Raw genomic sequence first — 16148 nt, 5'->3', positions numbered from 1 at the left:
AGCTGCTCCAGCGTGGGGCGGCTGCGCTCCGCGTAGGCCGTGCGCTCACGGTCGTTCATGCGGTCGCCGCCGCCCACCGAGTCGCGAAGCTCGCGCAGGTGCGTCATCAGCGAGCTGTTGCGCACGCGCAGGTCCTCGCCGATGGAGTCCAGCGCCGTCACCTGGGCGGAGCTGAGGTTCAGGCGCTCGCGCTGGCCCAGCAGCCCGAACACCACCGGCGTCTGCCCCGGCCCCTCGAACCCGCCGCCCATGCCCGTGCGCGAACCCGCAGGCCCGTTCGCGGGCGCGGGCGCCGAAGCGGGCGCGGACGAGCACGCACCCAGCGCGAGGAGGCCCAGCCCCCACGCAAGTCTCTTGATCGTCACAGCATGCCTCCGTTGGATTTCGGTCGTTCGCGCGTACCGGCGGTGCCGGGCTAGCCCCATGTATACACCTGTCGCCGCGCGCTCGTTGGCCCGCACGCCATGACCGGCAAGTATCCGGCCGGAGCGGGCAGAAACCACCGGCCGGACGAGCCCGGCGTACGCAGCCTTGCGGGTCTGCCGTAAACATGCGATGATGTGCCGCGGCCTCGCCCGGGCTCTCCTCAAGCCCGCTGCCGCACCGCCGTATCCGGTCCGCCGTTCCTCTGCCCGTCATCTCCCGATTCGGTCGTCCACCTCACAACCAGAGCACGTTCATGAAGCACTGCCGTTACTGTGCAGAGGAGATCCAGGATGCAGCTGTCATCTGCCGCTTCTGCAATCGCTCGCAGGTCGTAGCTCCGCCGGAGAGGGAGAGCAGCGGCCCCGCATGGGTGGCAGGGCTCATTATTGCCGGCGGTATCGCGATGAGCGTCTTCGCGTATGTGAACCAAACCAGCGGAAGCCGGGGGAAAGCCGGGGTGACCGAGCTTCTTCCACCAATGGCTCCCCCACCCGCACTGGTATCCATTGTGGACACCAGCGCGGTGGAGATCAGAGCAGGCCATGCGGAATACTTCGACTTCAAACTCTCGGATCCGCGGACTTGCACGCTCGAGGGCCGGATCGTCGGATTGGCCGGCGGCCGGCGCGATGTGGACGTGATGGTGCTGGACGACGACGGATTCACCAACTGGCGGAACGGCAGCCAGGGGCGCGCGTACTTCAGCGAAACGCGCACCTCGGCCGTTTCGCTTCATGTCGTTCTTCCCAGTCCCGGCTCCTACCATCTGGTGGTGTCCAACCGCTTCTCCGTGTTCACACGCAAAGCGGTCCAGATCCGAAACGCACAGGTGACCTGCTCCTGAGGTTCGGTCTAGATCGACGGTAGCGAGAAGGCCCTCCAGCTTCTGCGGGAGGGCCGTCGTGTTTTCCGGCGCTTCGATCAGCCGTCGGTCACGGTTTCGACGACGCGGTGGCGGCGGCTGCGGGCGCGCCAGAGGTAGAAGGCGGGCGTGCCGGCGAGGACGACGGCGAGGCCGATAGCGGCTTCTTTCGGTTGCGTGATCAGCGTGTTCAGCACGATGGCGGCCGACGCGAGCACGAAGGCGACCGGCGTGAGCGGATAGCCGGGCACGCGGAACGGCCGGTGCGCGTCGGGCAGGCGGCGGCGGAACACGAAGATGCTCATCGCGCCCAGCGCGTAGAAGATCCAGCCGGCGAAGACCACGTACGTCAGCAGCTGCTCGAACGTGCCCGTGACCGTGAGCAGCATGGCCCACGCGGAGCCGGCGAGGATGGCGAAGGCCGGGCTTCCGTATCGCGGGTGCACCTCCGCCAGTCGGCGGAAGAAGACCCCGTCGCGCGCCATGGCGAAGAACACCCGCGGCGACGTGAACGTCAGCGCGTTGGCGCAGCTGAAGATGGCGACCAGGATGGCGGCGGCGATCAGCTTCTCGGCCGTGGGGCCGAAGAGCGCGCCGACGGCATCTGCCGAGATGCTGGTGGACTTCGCCATGCGCGCGGGGCCCAGCGCGGCCGCGTAGCCCAGGTTGGCGAGCAGGTAGATGAGCGTGACGCCCAGCGTGCCCAGGAAGATGCCGCGCGGGAAGGTCCGCCCCGGATCCACCACCTCGCCCGCCGCGAAGGTCACGAACTGCCATCCCTCGTACGCCCACAGCACACCCACGACGGCGAGGCCCAGGCCGGACAGCATCGACCCCGTCATCTTCTCGGGCCAAAGCGCTGCGCCGTGGCCCAGGCCCTTCCCGAATACGACCAGCAGCACGCCCATCGCCACGATGGCGGTCGTCTTCACCGCGGTGGAGAAGTTCTGCACACTGGCGCTGCTGCGCGCGCCGCGGACGTTGACCGCCGCCAGCACGGCGATCATCAGCGGCGGCACGATGCGCCGCGCGAAGGGCGAAAGCGGGACGAGGTGGTCCAGGTACGTGGCGAAGGCGACGGACAGCGTGGCCACCGCGCCCGTGCCGATCACGAAGAAGAGCGTCCACCCCAGCAGGAACGCGGGCAGCGGCCCGAAGGCGTCGCGCACGTACACGTACAGGCCGCCCGCCTTCGGGTACATGGCCGCGAGCTCGCCGTAGGTGAGCGCGCCCAGCAGCGAGAGCACGCCCGCGACCGCCCACACGATCATCATGGGCCCCACGTACCCGCCTGTCTGCTTGAGCACGATGCCCGGCACCAGGAAGATGCCCGAGCCGATCACCGACCCGATCACCAGCAGGACGAGGTCCCGCAGCCCGAGCGTGCGTTCCAGGTTCGAAGACATGCGGAGGGGTTCGCGATGGCGGGAGGAGGACGGTGCACGCGGATGTTCCTGCGCGCCGGAATGGTAGACGAATGCGCCACTCCGCGCAATCGCGCGTTTCCCCATACCGCCCCCCAGCGGAGAGGCCGAACCTCGCACGGGAGATTCGGCCTCGTCTGTACGGCACCCACCTAGAGCCTGTTATGAACTGAAGTGCTTGGTGGGCGGTAGTATGGGCCCATGCACCACAGGATCGAAAGCCGTACACGACGGATGTCTCGGACGAGGAGTGGGCGTTTGTCGCGCCATCCTTGACTCTGATGAGGGAAGATGCTCTTCAGCGGGAGCACAGCACGCTTGAGGTCTTCAACGGGGTACGTTGGATTCTTCGAACCGGAGCCCAGGGGCGCTGATGTTGACCAACCTGCCGCCCTGCGCTGTGACGCCTACCTGATCACCGTGGAGGCCGATGTCGCGCAGGGCCTCCCCTCCTCCTTTTGGCATCGTCGGGCTTCCGCACGGGGCGTCAAAGAAGGCCGCGAGCGCATCGTCGCCGCCCTGCAGAAGTCCGGCTTCCAGATCCTGCCGCGGCGCGTCACCTGAACCTCACCCCGGCAGGATAGACAGAAGCAAACACGCTTGCATGCGTGCGCTGCTGCGTGTGGTCGCGCCTGTCCGGCACCACGGCACGCGACGTGAGCCACAGACCACTCCCCTTGCGCTTCTACACGAGACGGCGTATCCTTAGCCGACCACACAAGGACTGCCATGACCGACGACCGTCTCGACCTGCCCCAGGGCACGCTCGACCTGCTCATCCTGAAGGCCCTCTCTGCCCAGCCCATGCACGGCTGGGCGATCTCCGAGCGCATCCGGCAGGTGTCGCACGAAGTGCTGCAGGTGCCTCAGGGCTCGCTGTATCCCGCCCTGCACCGCCTGGAGCGGCGTGGCTGGATCCAGGCCGAGTGGGGCACCTCGGAAAACAACCGCAGAGCCAAGTTCTACGAACTGACACGCGCCGGCCGCAAGCAGCTCGACGTGGAGGCCGACGCCTGGGCGCGGCTCACGCGGGCCGTGTCGCTGGTGCTCAAGATCGGGTGACCGCGATGCTGAGCGAGATCTGGAGTGTTGTGCGCTTCCGAATGCGCGCGCTGTTCGACCGCGACGCCCTCGAGCGCGAGCTCGACGAGGAGCTGAGCTTCCACCTGGAGCGCGAGGCCGAGCGACACGAGCGCGCGGGGCTCTCGCGCGAGGACGCGATGCTGCGCGCACGCGCCGAGTTCGGGCACCTCGACAGCATCAAGGAAGCGAGCCGACGCGCGCGCGGGACCGGGGCGCTCGGATCGTGGTTCCACGACCTCCGTGAGAACCCGCGAGCGGTCGGAGTGGCGTGCGCGATCGCCGCCACCGGGCTGGGGCTGGCGTACATGGCCGCAGCGGGGGCGCCGCGGCGTTATCTGGTCGTCAATGGGCTTGCTCTGGTGCTGGGGCTCGCGTTCTTCGGCGTTCTGCGCTTCTCGTCGGGGCAGGCCCCGCGCCTTCCGGGTGGGGTGACGCTCGCTTTCGGCGGGGCCCTGCTCGCGGCGACGCTCTTCGGGGTTTCCGTCGAGGGTGCCTCCCGCTGGGTCCGGGTCGGTGGCCTCGCCGTGCAGCTCAGCCTAATCCTCCTTCCCGCGATGCTGGTCGCGTTTGCGCGGCAGCGCGACACCCTGTCCGCGCTGGGCGTGATCCTGGGCGCGGTGGCGCTGGCGCTTCAGCCCGACCGCGCAATGGCGGGTGTGCTCGCCGCCGCGCTGGCCGTGCTCGCGGTGCGTCGGCCGGACCGATGGGTCGTGTCCGCACTCGCGATCGCGGCGGTCGGCTTCGCGGTGACGCTGCTTCGGCCGGACACGCTGCCGGCCGTGCCGTACGTGGACCGGATCCTCCGCACCGCGTTCGAGGTCCATCCCCTGGCGGGGTTGGCGGTGGTCGGCGGTGCGCTGCTGCTCGCCGTCCCCGCGATCCCGGGACGGAAACTCGATTCACGGAACGGCGATTCGTGCAGCGTGTTCGGGATGGTGTGGCTCGCGGTCGTGCTGGCCGCTGCGCTCGGAAACTATCCCACGCCGCTCGTCGGCTATGGCGGAAGCGCGGTGCTGGGTTACCTGCTCAGCTTGGCGTTCCTGCCCGGCCAGGTGCGATCGGTCGCCGTCGTGCAGAAACGAGTGGGGGATGAGCAGCGCGCGGAGAGCGGAACGGTCCTCGATCTCCGGATCGCAATCGCGTGAGAAAATGGAAAAGAGACGGAGCGAGCCACTTTCGCCCTCCCCCTTCCATGCTCCGGCGAACCACGATGTGGCTGGCAAATCTCCCGCGGGAGGAGTTGCCCCCGTGCCGTCCCAATCGCCGCGTTACGCGAAGACAAGGTGCCCTTCGAGATGCATCTATATGCAGGGGGAGCCCACGCCTTTGGCGTGCGCCCAACCCGGTTTCCGATCTCGAAGTGAACCGCGCTCGCCGAAGCTCGGCTGCACACGATCAACGTCCTACGTCCTATAGCGGCGGTGCCTCTTGATTCTCTTTGTAAGCCGACATCGGTATTGGCTGCTGGCTCTCCTTGGAATTGGCTTGCTCCGCTATGGCTGGACGGAAGTCAACCGAGTACGGGGGAATCAAGCCGTGTCCTTCCGCCCGGCGGTGCAGCGGTGTGATAGGTCAGGGCCAGTGCGCTATTGTGTGTACAGGGACGCCGCAGGCACGAATGGGGATGTTGTCTATCACCTCCATGGGCGCAACCTGGACGAGCGGATCTGGAACGACAACACATACATCACGGCCATGCTACAGGCGCAATGGCAGAGTTCCGGAACCGTGCCGCCTACGGTCGTCACCGTAAGCTATGGGCCGACCTGGCTTCTGACACCCAAGGGCAGACAACCGGAAAGTGGTCTGCTCGAGGACTTCATGGGGCGTCTGCCGGAGATCGAGGCCAAGGTGGGCCGTCCTCGACGTCGGATCCTGCTGGGTGAGTCCATGGGAGGACTCAACGTACTCGTTGCGGGTCTCTCCTACCCGTCCAGGTTCGCCAAGGTGGCAGCGCTGTGTCCAGGAGTGTACGTAGTTTCACCCTTCGCGTCCCTGTCCACGATACGGGCAGCGATGGAGCGCACGGGGGCGCAGCCGAAGATCGTCCTGGGAATCTGGCTCATGGCAAGAAAGTTCGCGGCGGACGACGGGGAGTGGCGCCGTATCTCGCCCCTGAATCTGGTGGAGCGGGCGGAGCCGGACTATCCAGCACTGTATCTCTCCTGCGGACTGTATGACGCCTACGGCAACTACGAAGGCACACAGCGGCTGGCCAGCATCGCACGGCGGCGGGGCGTGCGAACGGAGTGGCATCCGCTCTACGGTGGTCACTGCGCAGTGGATGTGCCTTCCTTGGCGGAATTTCTGCTCAACTGAGACCGTGTGCCTGCGTGCGCATCACGCGGCCCACCGATCGGATGAGCCGGTTCCTTCTTCCACACCCCACGCACGCCATGCTGTTGGCGTAGCGCCGCATCCACCGTCGATCTCTCGCTCCTCCCGCCACGCCGGCACCGCATCTACGTCCCACACTCGTAGGTCGATGCGGACAGGGCGAAGCGGACTCGGTCAGTCGTCGTTGCTGTCAGTGAGGACCAGGGAGAGGACCCAGCTCACGACGCTGATGACGATGGAGCCGATCACGGCGGCCTTGAAGCTGTCGATGGTGAAGACGTAGCCCAGGCGCCCGGCGATGAAGCTGGCGACGTACAGCATCACCGCGTTCACCACCAGCAGGAAGAGGCCCAGCGTGAGGACGATGAGCCCGCACGCCATCGCCTTCAGGATCGGGCGCACGATGGCGTTGACCAGGCCGATGATGGCGGCCACCACGAAGAGCGCCTGGATGCCGCCCTGCACGTGGATGCCGGGCACGAAGTGCGTGGCGGCCCACACGGCGGCCGCGGCGGCCACCCAGCGTAGAAGGAGGTTCACGACTGCCTCTGCGGCTCGGGGGAAGGGATAAAGATGCGGGGCGGCGGCGACCTGAGTCGTCCGCCGCCCCGGAGCCTACGTCCGGGCGCGTGGCCCGGTTTCGCGCCGAGTCTAGCCGACCAGCTCGGTGCCCGCGAAGAAGAAGGCGATCTCGATCTCCGCATTCTCGTCGCTATCCGAGCCGTGCACGGCGTTCTTGCCCTTGCTCTCCGCGTACAGCTTGCGGATAGTGCCCTCGGCCGCCTCGGCCGGGTCGGTGGCGCCGATGGTGTCGCGCCACAGCGTCACGGCGTTGTCCGCCTCCAGCGCCATCACGATGCTGGGGCCGCTGGACATGAACTCGGTGAGCTCGCCGTAGAACGGGCGCTGGGCGTGCACCTCGTAGAACTTCTGCGCCTGCGGCATGCTGATCTGGGTGAGCTTCATGCCCAGGATCTTGAAGCCGGCCTGCTGGACGTGGGCGATGATCTTGCCGGCGGTGCCGCCCTGCACGGCGTCGGGCTTGATCATGGCGAAGGTGCGCGACATGGCGTCTCTCTCTATTCGGTAGATGTGGTTCGTTCGGTCGATCCCGATACCTCGATGGACGGCGTCCGCCGGAAGCCGTCCGCGGCCCGTCACGGGCCGTACATCTTGCGGATGATGTCCCCGCGGGTGAGGAAGCCGGTCAGCTTCCCCTCGCTGGTCACCGGCAGGCGCTCCAGGTCCTTCCCCACCATCAGCGAGGCGACCTCGGCCAGCGCCTGGTCTTCGGACACGCAGATCACCGAGCGCGTCATCACGTCGCGCACGCGCACCTCGCGCAGCGACCCGCCGGCGTCGGTCCCCTCGCCCGTCTTCAGCACGCCCGGGAGGAGGAACTTCAGCAGGTCGCGGTCGCTCACCATCCCCAGCACCTCGCGGTCCTCGCTCACCACCGGCACCGCGCGCAGCCTGTGCTGGCTGATGAGGTCCAGCGCCTCGCTCACCGGCGCGTCCGGGCTCACGCGGTAGACGCGCTGGCTCATCACGTCGCGCACCGTGAGCCGCGGCTGGATGGTGATCCCGCGGATCTCCGGCACGGCCAGCACCTCCGCCGCATTCCGGGCGGCGACGAGCCGGTCGACGGTCGCGTCCTGCCGCAGCGCGCCGGCCAGCGCCGCGACCGTCTGGAGGTACAGGCCCGCCGCGGAGGGCGGGGCCAGCACCAGCGCCACCACCTGCGCCGATCCGTCCATGTCTGCGCTTACGCTGCGCAGCGGGCGCGGCGCCACGCCTATGGCGACCACCAGCCCGTCCACCGCGTCGGTGCGCAGGTGCGGCAGCAGCACCCGCGTGCCGATGTGGATGGTGTCGCGCACGCGGGTCTCGGCGAAGAGCTTGGCCAGCTTCTCCGCGTGCGGGACGGCCCCGGTCGCCACCAGGGTGCGCGCGAGCTGGACCACGGCCTCGTGCACCGTCACCGCATCCAGGGGGGCCACGACGTGCTCTGCGCGGAGCACCTCCGTGAGCCGCACCTCGCGGCCTCCCCCGGACCTTCCCTCGCTCAGAGGACCGCCTGGATCAGCGCGACCACGTCGAGCGGCCGCTTGGCGTCGGCGATGCCGTTGTCGCGGAAGGCCTGGATCTTCTCCTCCGCCGTGCCCGCCGAGCCCGAGATGATGGCACCCGCGTGGCCCATCCGCCGCCCCGGAGGCGCCGTCTGGCCGGCGATGAAGCCTACGACGGGCTTCTTGACGTTGGCCTTGATGTACGCCGCCGCCTCCTGCTCGTCCGTCCCGCCGATCTCGCCCAGCATCACGATCGCCTTCGTCTCCGGGTCCGCCTCGAACGCCGCCAGGCAGTCGATGAAGCTGGTCCCGTTGATGGGGTCGCCGCCGATGCCCACGCACGTCGTCGTCCCGATGCCGGCGGCTTTGAGCTTGAAGACGACCTCGTACGTCAGCGTGCCGGACTTCGACACCAGGCCCACCGGGCCGGGCTGCGTGATGTGGCCGGGGATGATGCCCACCTTGCTCTTGCCGGCGGAAAGCAGGCCGGGGCAGTTGGGGCCGAGCAGGCGCGCGCCCTTCTCCTGGACGTAGGGCCGCACGCGGGTCATGTCCAGCACCGGCACGCCCTCGGTGATGCAGACGATGAAGCCCACGCCCGCGTCCGCCGCCTCCAGCATCGCGTCGGCCGCGAAGGGGGGCGGCACGTAGATGACGGACGAGTTGGCGCCGGTCTCCTTCACCGCCTCCTCGACGGTGTTGAAGATGGGCACGCGGCCCTCGAACATCTGCCCGCCCTTGCCCGGAGTGACTCCGGCCACCACGTCGGTGCCGTACTCCAGCATCTGCTTCGTGTGGAAAGAGCCGTCGCGGCCGGTGATGCCCTGCACGACCAGCTTCGTGCTCTTGTCGATGAAGATGCTCACTTGCCCTCTCCCGTTGCGAGTTCGACGGCCCGCTTCACGGCCTCGTCCATGTCCGTGAGCGCGGTGAAGCCCGCCTCCTCCAGGATCTTGACCGCGATCTCCTCGTTCGTGCCCGTCAGGCGGATCACGATGGGCACGGAGATGGGGTTCTGCTGCGTGGCGGTGACGATGCCGTTGGCCACGTCGTCGGTGCGCGTGATGCCGCCGAAGATGTTGAAGAGGATGACCTTGACCTGCGGATCGCTGGTGATGATGCGCAGCGCGTCCACCACCTTCTGCGGGTTCGACGAGCCGCCGATGTCCAGGAAGTTGGCCGGGTCGCCGCCGTAGTACTTCACCAGGTCCATGGTCGCCATGGCCAGCCCGGCGCCGTTGACCACGCATCCCACGTTGCCGTCGAGCTTGATGAACGTCAGGTTCGCCCTCCGCGCCTCCACCTCGGCCGGCTCTTCGCTCGCCTCGTCGCGCAGGGCCTCGATGTTCGGATGGCGGAAGAGCTCGTTGTCGTCGATGTTGAACTTGGCGTCCAGCGCCTGCACCTCGCCCTCGGGCGTGGTGACCAGCGGGTTGATCTCGGCCAGCGACGCGCCCGCCTTCACGAAGGCGGTGTAGAGCTGCTGGAGGATCTTGGCCGCGGCGCGCTGCTGCTTGGCGTCCTTGTACAGCTCGGTGGCGAGCAGGTAGGCCTGGTGCGGCAGCAGCCCGTAGCGCGTGTCCACCGCCAGCTTGCGGATGGCCTCGGGGTTGGTGACCGCCACCTCCTCGATGTCGATGCCGCCCGCGGCGCTGACCATGAAGACGGGCGCGTGGCTGGCGCGGTCCATGATCACGCCCACGTACGCCTCGCTGGCGATGTCGGCCGCCGGGGCGATGAGCACGCGCTCAACCGTGAGGCCCTTGATCTTCATCCCCAGGATGCCCGCGGCCTTCTCCCTGGCCTCCTCGGGCGTCTTGGCCAGCTTGACGCCGCCGGCCTTGCCGCGGCCGCCCGCGTGCACCTGCGCCTTGACGACCACGGCGCCGCCCAGGCGGCGCGCGATCTCCTCGGCCTGCTCGGGCGTGGTGGCGACCTCGCCCATGGGGATGGGCACCCCTTCGGCGGCGAGAAGCTCCTTCGCCTGGTATTCGTGTATGTTCATTCGGCTCGCCACGCTGCGTTCGAGTTGCGAAGAATGCGGGCGCGGCCCGGCAGCTCGCCGTGCCCGCCCGCGCCCGCGGAGGACCTACGCCTCGTCGGGCACGATCTCGGTTCCTGCCCGTCCCGCCACGGCCTCGCGGCCCTGGTCCAGCCGCGCGATCACGGCGCGCCGGCCCCCGCCACGAACGAACGTGGCGGCGGCCTCCACCTTGGGCCCCATGCTGCCGGACCCCATCTCTCCATCGTCCAGCAGCTGCACGGCCTGCGACACCGTGAGCCGGCGGATCGCGCGCTGCGTCGGCTCGCCGTAGTCGAGGTAGACCGCGTCCACGTCGGTGAGGATCACCAGCTCTTCCGCGCCGATGTCGCGGGCGAGGATGGCGGCCGCGCGGTCCTTGTCAATCACCGCGTCGATGCCCTCCAGCCCCAGCGTGGCGTGGCGGTAGACGGGCGTTCCCCCGCCGCCGGCCGCGATGACGAGGTGGCCCTGCTCCACGAGCGAGCGGATCATGGGGCGCTCGACGATGGCGAGGGGGCGCGGGGACGGGACGACGCGCCGCCAGCCGCCCTTCACCCGCATCACGTCGCCGCCCATCTCGCTCGCGAGCTGCCGGGCCGTCGCTTCGTCGACCGTGCGGCCGATGGGCTTGGACGGGCGCTGGAGCTCCGGGTCGGCCGGGTCCACCTGCACCTGCGTGACGATGGTCACGACCTGGCGGTCCACGCCGCCCCGCCAGAGCGCGTTCTCGAGCGACTGCTGGATCATGTATCCGATCCAGCCTTCGGTCGCGGCGACGAGCACGCCGAGAGGGAGCGGGGGCACGAGGTGGCGCGACATCTCGTTGCGCACCAGCTCGTTGCCCACCTGCGGCCCGTTGCCGTGCACGATGGCGATTCGCCAGCCCTCGCGCGCGAGCTCCACCACCGCGCCAAGGCTCTCGCGCGTGTGGCGGAACTGCTCGGTGATGGTGCCTTCCTCGCCCGGCTGCGCCAGCGCGTTGCCCCCCAGCGCCACCACGATCGTACGGTCCGCCAAGCTCCCCCCGTTGCGCGCGAAATGATAAGCCGCCCCCCACCGGGCGGCAAGCGAAAGTGCCGGCGGGAGATACTGCGAAGCGCGGGCCGCGGGAACGCCCCCTCCCGCTCGCTTAGGCTCGCACCCTCCCCCGCAAGCGGGAGAGGGTTGGTGGAGCATCCCCGCATCCGAACTTTCGATGCGACAGGAGCTTCGGGGTTAGTCCGCGAAGGCGGACTTTGCGCAGTCGTTGCCGCGACTTCAGTCGCCCGTCAGGAGCGACGCATCAGATCGGCATCTCCCGCATCCACATCCACCGAAAACGCGAAAGATCCCGCGCGGACGCGGGATCTTTCGGTGCACGGACTCAGTGCGTGGTGGGTGCGGCGACGTTCACGCCGTCGTTCGCCAGCCACTGCTCCATCTCGCCCTGGATCTCGGCCAGGCGCTCCGGCGTGCGCGCCTCGTAGCGGGCGACGAGCACGGGCTCGGTGTTGCTGGCGCGGATCAGGCCCCAGCCGTCGCCGAACTTCACGCGGGCGCCGTCCACGTCGATCACCTCGTGGTCCTTGCGGAAGTGCTCGGTGGCGCGGGCGACCACGTTCCACTTCTCCTCTTCCGACGAGACGTAGCGGATCTCCGACGTCGAGACGTACTTGGGGAACTCCGCCAGACGCTCGCTGAGCGGGCGGCCCATGCGGGCAACGATGTCGATGAGCAGGCAGGCGCCGTACAGCGCGTCGTCGAAGCCGTAGTAGTCGTCGCCGAACATGATGTGGCCGGAGAGCTCGCCGGAGAGGAGCGAGTGCTCCTGCTTCATCCGCTCCTTGATGAGCGAGTGGCCCGTCTGCGACATGATGGGCCGCCCGCCCGCCGCCTCCAGCTCGTCCGGCAGCAGTTGCGAGCACTTCACGTCGAACACCACCGCCTGGCCAGGGCCGCGGCGCTGGATCAGGTCCAGGCCGTACAGCAGCAGCAGCGTGTCGCCGCGCACGATCTCGCCCTTGTCGTCGATGGCGCCGATGCGGTCCGCGTCGCCGTCGAACGCCACGCCCAGGTCGGCGCCCGTCTCCTTCACCTTGGCGATGATGTCGACCAGGTTCTTGTCGACCACCGGGTCCGGATGGTGGTTCGGGAACGTGCCGTCGGACTCGCAGAAGAGCGGGATCACGGTGACGTTGGGGCCGAGCGCGGACAGCATCTCCTCGGCGACGAGGCTGCCGCTGCCGTTGCCGCAGTCCACGACGACCTTCACGGGGCGCTCGATGGTGAACTTGGCCGCGACCTCGCGGGCGTAGTCTCGCAGGATCTCGTGGTTCTCGCGGCTGCCGCGGCCCTCGCCCATCTCGAAGTCGCTCTCCTCGATCATCCGGCGGATCTGCTGGATGGCGTCTCCGTAGATGGAGCGGCCGGCCAGCGTCATCTTGAAGCCGTTGTACTGCGGCGGGTTGTGCGAGCCGGTGACCTGCAGGCCGCCGTCCAGGCCCAGGTAGTACATGGAGAAGCTGTGCGCCGGCGTGGGCACGGTGCCGACGTCGAAAATCCGCGCCCCGGCCGCCATCATCCCGCGCGCCACACCGTCCGCCAGCTCGTTCGACGTGAGGCGGTTGTCGCGGCCCAGCGCCAGGCGCACGTCCTTCTTGCCCAGCCGGCGGATGGCGAGCGTGGCGAAGGCGCGCCCGATGCCCTCGGCCACCTCGGCCGTCACGTCGGGGCCCACCACGCCGCGGATGTCGTACTGCCGGAAGATGTGCGGATTCAGCATGCGTACCTCGGTCTCGCGTTCGGCTCGGGAAAAGCACGCGCCGCCCGGCATCGGGGAAGATGCGGGGCGGGCGGGCCTGGCGTTTGGATGTCTAGCGGTCCAGCAGCGCGGCGATACACTCGATCTCCACCGACGCATCGCGCGGGAGACGCGCGGCCTGCACGGTGGAGCGCGCCGGGGCGTGATCGCCGAAGTGGCGGCCGTACACCTCGTTCATGGCCGCGAAGTCGTTCATGTCCTTCAGGAACACCGTCGTCTTCACCACCGACGAGAGGTCCGCGCCGGCTTCCTGGAGCACGGCCTGGAGGTTCAGCATCACGCGCTCGGTCTGCGCGGCCACGTCGCCCTCCACGATCTGCATCGACTCCGGGTCCAGCGGGATCTGGCCCGCCGTGAACACGAGGCCGCCGTGCGTGATCGCCTGGCTGTACGGCCCGATCGCCGCCGGCGCGCCGGCCGTCTGGATCTTCTGAAGAGAAGCCATCTCCGCTCCTTGCTGTTTGCGTGTCATCCACCGAGCCGCCGATCCCGCCAGCCGCCCATCATCCCACATCTACCGAAACCGCGAGAGCCTCACCCCCCGCAGAACCGCGAAATCGCGTCCGACCGGTAGGGTGCGGACCTGCGTGTCCGCCCGCGCCTCGGAATGCACCAATGCCCAATCCCGACGCGATGTCGCCACGGAAAGACGGTCGTACACACAGGTGCGACCCTACCGGGCGATGCGCGTATCGCGAACGATCAGGCGCCTGCCGTCCGCTCCAGCATCTGCCGCACCTCGTCCGGGGTGACGACGGCGACGCCGGGCTTCCCCACCTCGATGCCCGCGGCGAGGTTCGCCAGCACGGCCGCCTCGCGCACCGATGCGCCCGCCGCGAGCGCGACCGCCAGGAACGCCGTCACCGTGTCGCCCGCGCCGGACACGTCGTAGACCTCGCGCGCCACCGTGGGCACGCGCAGCGTGGTCCCGTCGTCGCAGCGCAGCGCCATGCCGTGCTCGCCCAGCGTGAGCAGCAGGTACGCGGCGCCCACCTGGTTGCGCGCATCTTCCAGCCACGCATCGTCCTGCGGCTGCACCGCGGTGCCCAGCGCGTTCCCCAGCTCCACCGCGTTCGGCTTGAACACCGTCGCGCCGCCATAGTCGAAGAAGTGGCGGAACTTCGGGTCCACCACCACGGGGATGCCGGCGCGCGCCGCGGCGTCGATGGCGGCGCGGATCACCGTGGGCGACAGCACGCCCTTGTTGTAGTCCTCCAGCACCAGCGCGTCCGCCGCGGCGACCGACGCGGCGATCACCTCGCACAGCTCGCCCACGCAGCCCTCGTCCAGGTCGTCGTCGCGCTCGCGGTCGAAGCGCACGACCTGCTGGTGCCGCGCCATCACCCGCGTCTTCGTGGTCGTGGGCCGGTCGTCGCGCTCCACCAGGCGCGGGTGCACCGTGCCGCCACGCAGGCGCGACAGGGCGTGGCGGATGCGCGCGCCCGCGTCGTCCGCGCCCACGTAGCCGATCAGGTCGCACTCGGCGCCCAGCGTCACCACGTTGGCGGCCACGTTCGCCGCGCCCCCCAGCGCCACGCGCTCCTCGGTGACCTGCACCACCGGCACCGGCGCCTCGGGCGAGATGCGCGTCACCGAGCCCACGAGGTACACGTCGAGCATCAGGTCGCCCACCACCGCGATTCGCAGCGTGCGGGCCCGCTCCAGGATCTCGTCGAGTCGTTCGCGCGTCAGGCCGTGCATCCAGCGTGGGGACCGGGTGTGTGCGTGTCCCGGCCGTTCACGCCCCGGGAAAAGGGCCGCCAATGTAGCAGTCTGCATCACACGTGTAAAGCCGGTGGCATCCCACTCCGACACCGTAGAGGAGGCCGCCGCGACTTTCCCGCCGGGTCGCAAGGACCGTATACTCCGCCCCGTCCGTGCCCGCATTCGGGGAGATGCACGGCCGGGTAGATGCGCATCATCCGGAAGATGGATGCACTCGGTAGATGCACATCGTCCCGAAGATGCGCTTCATCGGCCGACGCATCTCCGCGGATGCGCAACTCTCGGCAGATTCGCTGCGTGCGGCCGAGCTACACGCCTCTCCCGGCAGAAGCGGCGTTCGGCAGATGCACGGCGAACGACGACCCCGCTCACCCAATCCACCCACGAAGCCGATTCGATGCCGCGCAGCAACGCCGGACCGCAGCACAGCCGCCCCGCGATCCGCATCGTCGTGGGGAGTACGAACCCGGCGAAGCTGGAGCCGGTGCGCGTGGCCACGCGCCTGCTCTTCCGCGGCAGCGTGGTCGTCGCCGCCAGCGTCCCGAGCGAGGTCGCCGACCAGCCGCTGAGCGAGGAAGAGACGCTGACTGGCGCACTGAACCGCGCCCGCAACGCGCTGATCGCGGCGGGCGGCGACTACGGCGTGGGCATCGAGGGAGGGATCGCGAACGTGGGAGGGATCTGGTTCGGCGTCACCTGGGTCGCCGTCGTGGACCGCGAGGGGCGCACGGGTCTCGCCTCCGCCGCCCGCTTCCAGCTCCCCGACCCCATCGCCGACCAGGTCCGCGCCGGCCGCGAGCTAAGCGCGGTCGTCGAGGAGCTCTCCGGCATCCCCGGAATCGCGAAGAAAGACGGCGCCATGGGCTGGCTCACCCGCGGCCAAGTCACCCGGCGGGACGCCACGCTGCAAGCGGTGCATTTCGCGTTCGCGACGGTGATGCGCGATGGGCAGTTCTGATTCTCTGGATACGCACCCAGCATGCTCCTGCGTGAGTAGGCGCTCACTCGAACTTCCAACAAATCCAAAAGTTTCATCACCTGGCTATTCTATCCTGACGTCATTCTGACGGTGTGTAATCTTCAAACTCCCATTGACCATACCGGGAGAGCATCGTGGAGACAGCGCTCCATGAGGGCCCAGCGCTCCGCACGCAGAGTTCCGTCAGTGCTTCCAGAATCACTCGCCAATCGAAACGCTTAACAAGCAGATAGTGCCGCACAAACAAATGTCCGTCATCAGTAAGTTGCTCATCCAGCCAAGCCGGCGTACAAACAAGAAAGGTAAACGACTCTTCACCAAGACCATCGTCAGGCCCTAGGAGAGCTTGGAGTAAGAAGCCGAACTTCGCAGGATCATCCGGAACGTGTGAAGACAAATCCGCTACATCCGGGCTGTGTA

Annotated in this window: 17 protein-coding genes and 1 pseudogene; 7 read left to right on the top strand and 11 right to left on the bottom strand. The window is 68.5% G+C overall.

Annotated features, from left to right (window positions below; translation table 11 throughout):
* The coding region (locus tag VFE05_17535; GenBank protein ID HET6231881.1) for a hypothetical protein at positions 1–365 on the bottom strand (365 nt) is incomplete at its 3' end.
* Positions 366–679: 314 nt separating this feature from the next.
* On the opposite strand from VFE05_17535, the gene VFE05_17530 reads away from it, so the two are divergent.
* The gene (locus tag VFE05_17530) at positions 680–1270 is read left to right on the top strand and encodes a hypothetical protein (GenBank protein HET6231880.1); all 591 of its coding nucleotides are present in this window, start codon (positions 680–682) and stop codon (positions 1268–1270) included.
* Between the two features lie 77 nt (positions 1271–1347).
* Here VFE05_17530 and VFE05_17525 read toward each other — a convergent pair whose 3' ends face one another.
* Positions 1348–2694 (bottom strand): amino acid permease, encoded by a 1347-nt coding sequence (locus VFE05_17525; protein HET6231879.1) that lies wholly within the window; start codon positions 2692–2694, stop codon positions 1348–1350.
* A gap of 233 nt (positions 2695–2927) precedes the next feature.
* Between VFE05_17525 and VFE05_17520 the strand changes: the two are divergent.
* The 5 genes and pseudogenes from VFE05_17520 (at position 2928) to VFE05_17500 (ending at position 6114) form a co-directional block, all read left to right on the top strand.
* Positions 2928–3074 (top strand): annotated as a pseudogene (locus tag VFE05_17520) (transposase).
* Positions 3004–3276, top strand: coding sequence for a hypothetical protein (locus tag VFE05_17515; GenBank protein ID HET6231878.1), 273 nt, complete (start codon positions 3004–3006; stop codon positions 3274–3276). Before VFE05_17520 ends, VFE05_17515 begins: the two are co-directional and overlap by 71 nt.
* A gap of 165 nt (positions 3277–3441) precedes the next feature.
* Positions 3442–3774, top strand: coding sequence for a PadR family transcriptional regulator (locus VFE05_17510; GenBank protein HET6231877.1), 333 nt, complete (start codon positions 3442–3444; stop codon positions 3772–3774).
* A 5-nt stretch (positions 3775–3779) separates the two neighbouring features.
* Positions 3780–4940: a permease prefix domain 1-containing protein gene (locus tag VFE05_17505; GenBank protein ID HET6231876.1), complete on the top strand. Its 1161-nt coding sequence runs from the start codon at positions 3780–3782 to the stop codon at positions 4938–4940.
* Positions 4941–5388: 448 nt separating this feature from the next.
* Positions 5389–6114: an alpha/beta hydrolase-fold protein gene (locus tag VFE05_17500; protein HET6231875.1), complete on the top strand. Its 726-nt coding sequence runs from the start codon at positions 5389–5391 to the stop codon at positions 6112–6114.
* 192 nt (positions 6115–6306) lie between these two features.
* Here VFE05_17500 and VFE05_17495 read toward each other — a convergent pair whose 3' ends face one another.
* From VFE05_17495 to rfaE1, 9 genes are all read right to left on the bottom strand, one after another.
* Positions 6307–6672 carry a phage holin family protein gene (locus tag VFE05_17495; GenBank protein ID HET6231874.1) on the bottom strand — a complete coding sequence of 122 codons (366 nt, stop codon included), beginning with the start codon at positions 6670–6672 and terminating at the stop codon, positions 6307–6309.
* Between the two features lie 111 nt (positions 6673–6783).
* Positions 6784–7200: a nucleoside-diphosphate kinase gene (ndk, locus tag VFE05_17490; GenBank protein HET6231873.1), complete on the bottom strand. Its 417-nt coding sequence runs from the start codon at positions 7198–7200 to the stop codon at positions 6784–6786.
* An 89-nt stretch (positions 7201–7289) separates the two neighbouring features.
* Positions 7290–8153 (bottom strand): CBS domain-containing protein, encoded by an 864-nt coding sequence (locus tag VFE05_17485; protein HET6231872.1) that lies wholly within the window; start codon positions 8151–8153, stop codon positions 7290–7292.
* A gap of 44 nt (positions 8154–8197) precedes the next feature.
* Positions 8198–9067 carry a succinate--CoA ligase subunit alpha gene (gene sucD, locus VFE05_17480; protein HET6231871.1) on the bottom strand — a complete coding sequence of 290 codons (870 nt, stop codon included), beginning with the start codon at positions 9065–9067 and terminating at the stop codon, positions 8198–8200.
* The gene (gene sucC, locus VFE05_17475; GenBank protein HET6231870.1) at positions 9064–10206 is read right to left on the bottom strand and encodes an ADP-forming succinate--CoA ligase subunit beta; all 1143 of its coding nucleotides are present in this window, start codon (positions 10204–10206) and stop codon (positions 9064–9066) included. Before sucC ends, sucD begins: the two co-directional genes overlap by 4 nt.
* An 84-nt stretch (positions 10207–10290) precedes the next feature.
* Positions 10291–11241 carry a carbamate kinase gene (locus tag VFE05_17470; GenBank protein ID HET6231869.1) on the bottom strand — a complete coding sequence of 317 codons (951 nt, stop codon included), beginning with the start codon at positions 11239–11241 and terminating at the stop codon, positions 10291–10293.
* A 346-nt stretch (positions 11242–11587) separates the two neighbouring features.
* Positions 11588–12985: a phosphomannomutase/phosphoglucomutase gene (locus VFE05_17465; GenBank protein HET6231868.1), complete on the bottom strand. Its 1398-nt coding sequence runs from the start codon at positions 12983–12985 to the stop codon at positions 11588–11590.
* Between the two features lie 91 nt (positions 12986–13076).
* Positions 13077–13469: a RidA family protein gene (locus VFE05_17460; protein ID HET6231867.1), complete on the bottom strand. Its 393-nt coding sequence runs from the start codon at positions 13467–13469 to the stop codon at positions 13077–13079.
* Positions 13470–13726: 257 nt separating this feature from the next.
* Positions 13727–14725 (bottom strand): D-glycero-beta-D-manno-heptose-7-phosphate kinase, encoded by a 999-nt coding sequence (gene rfaE1, locus VFE05_17455; protein ID HET6231866.1) that lies wholly within the window; start codon positions 14723–14725, stop codon positions 13727–13729.
* A gap of 421 nt (positions 14726–15146) precedes the next feature.
* Between rfaE1 and yjjX the strand changes: the two genes are divergently transcribed.
* Positions 15147–15707, top strand: coding sequence for an inosine/xanthosine triphosphatase (gene yjjX / locus VFE05_17450; GenBank protein HET6231865.1), 561 nt, complete (start codon positions 15147–15149; stop codon positions 15705–15707).
* Positions 15708–16148: the final 441 nt, after the last annotated feature.

This window comes from Longimicrobiaceae bacterium (assembly GCA_035696245.1).
Lineage (GTDB): Bacteria > Gemmatimonadota > Gemmatimonadetes > Longimicrobiales > Longimicrobiaceae > DASRQW01.
This window is presented reverse-complemented; position numbering and strand designations above follow the sequence as displayed.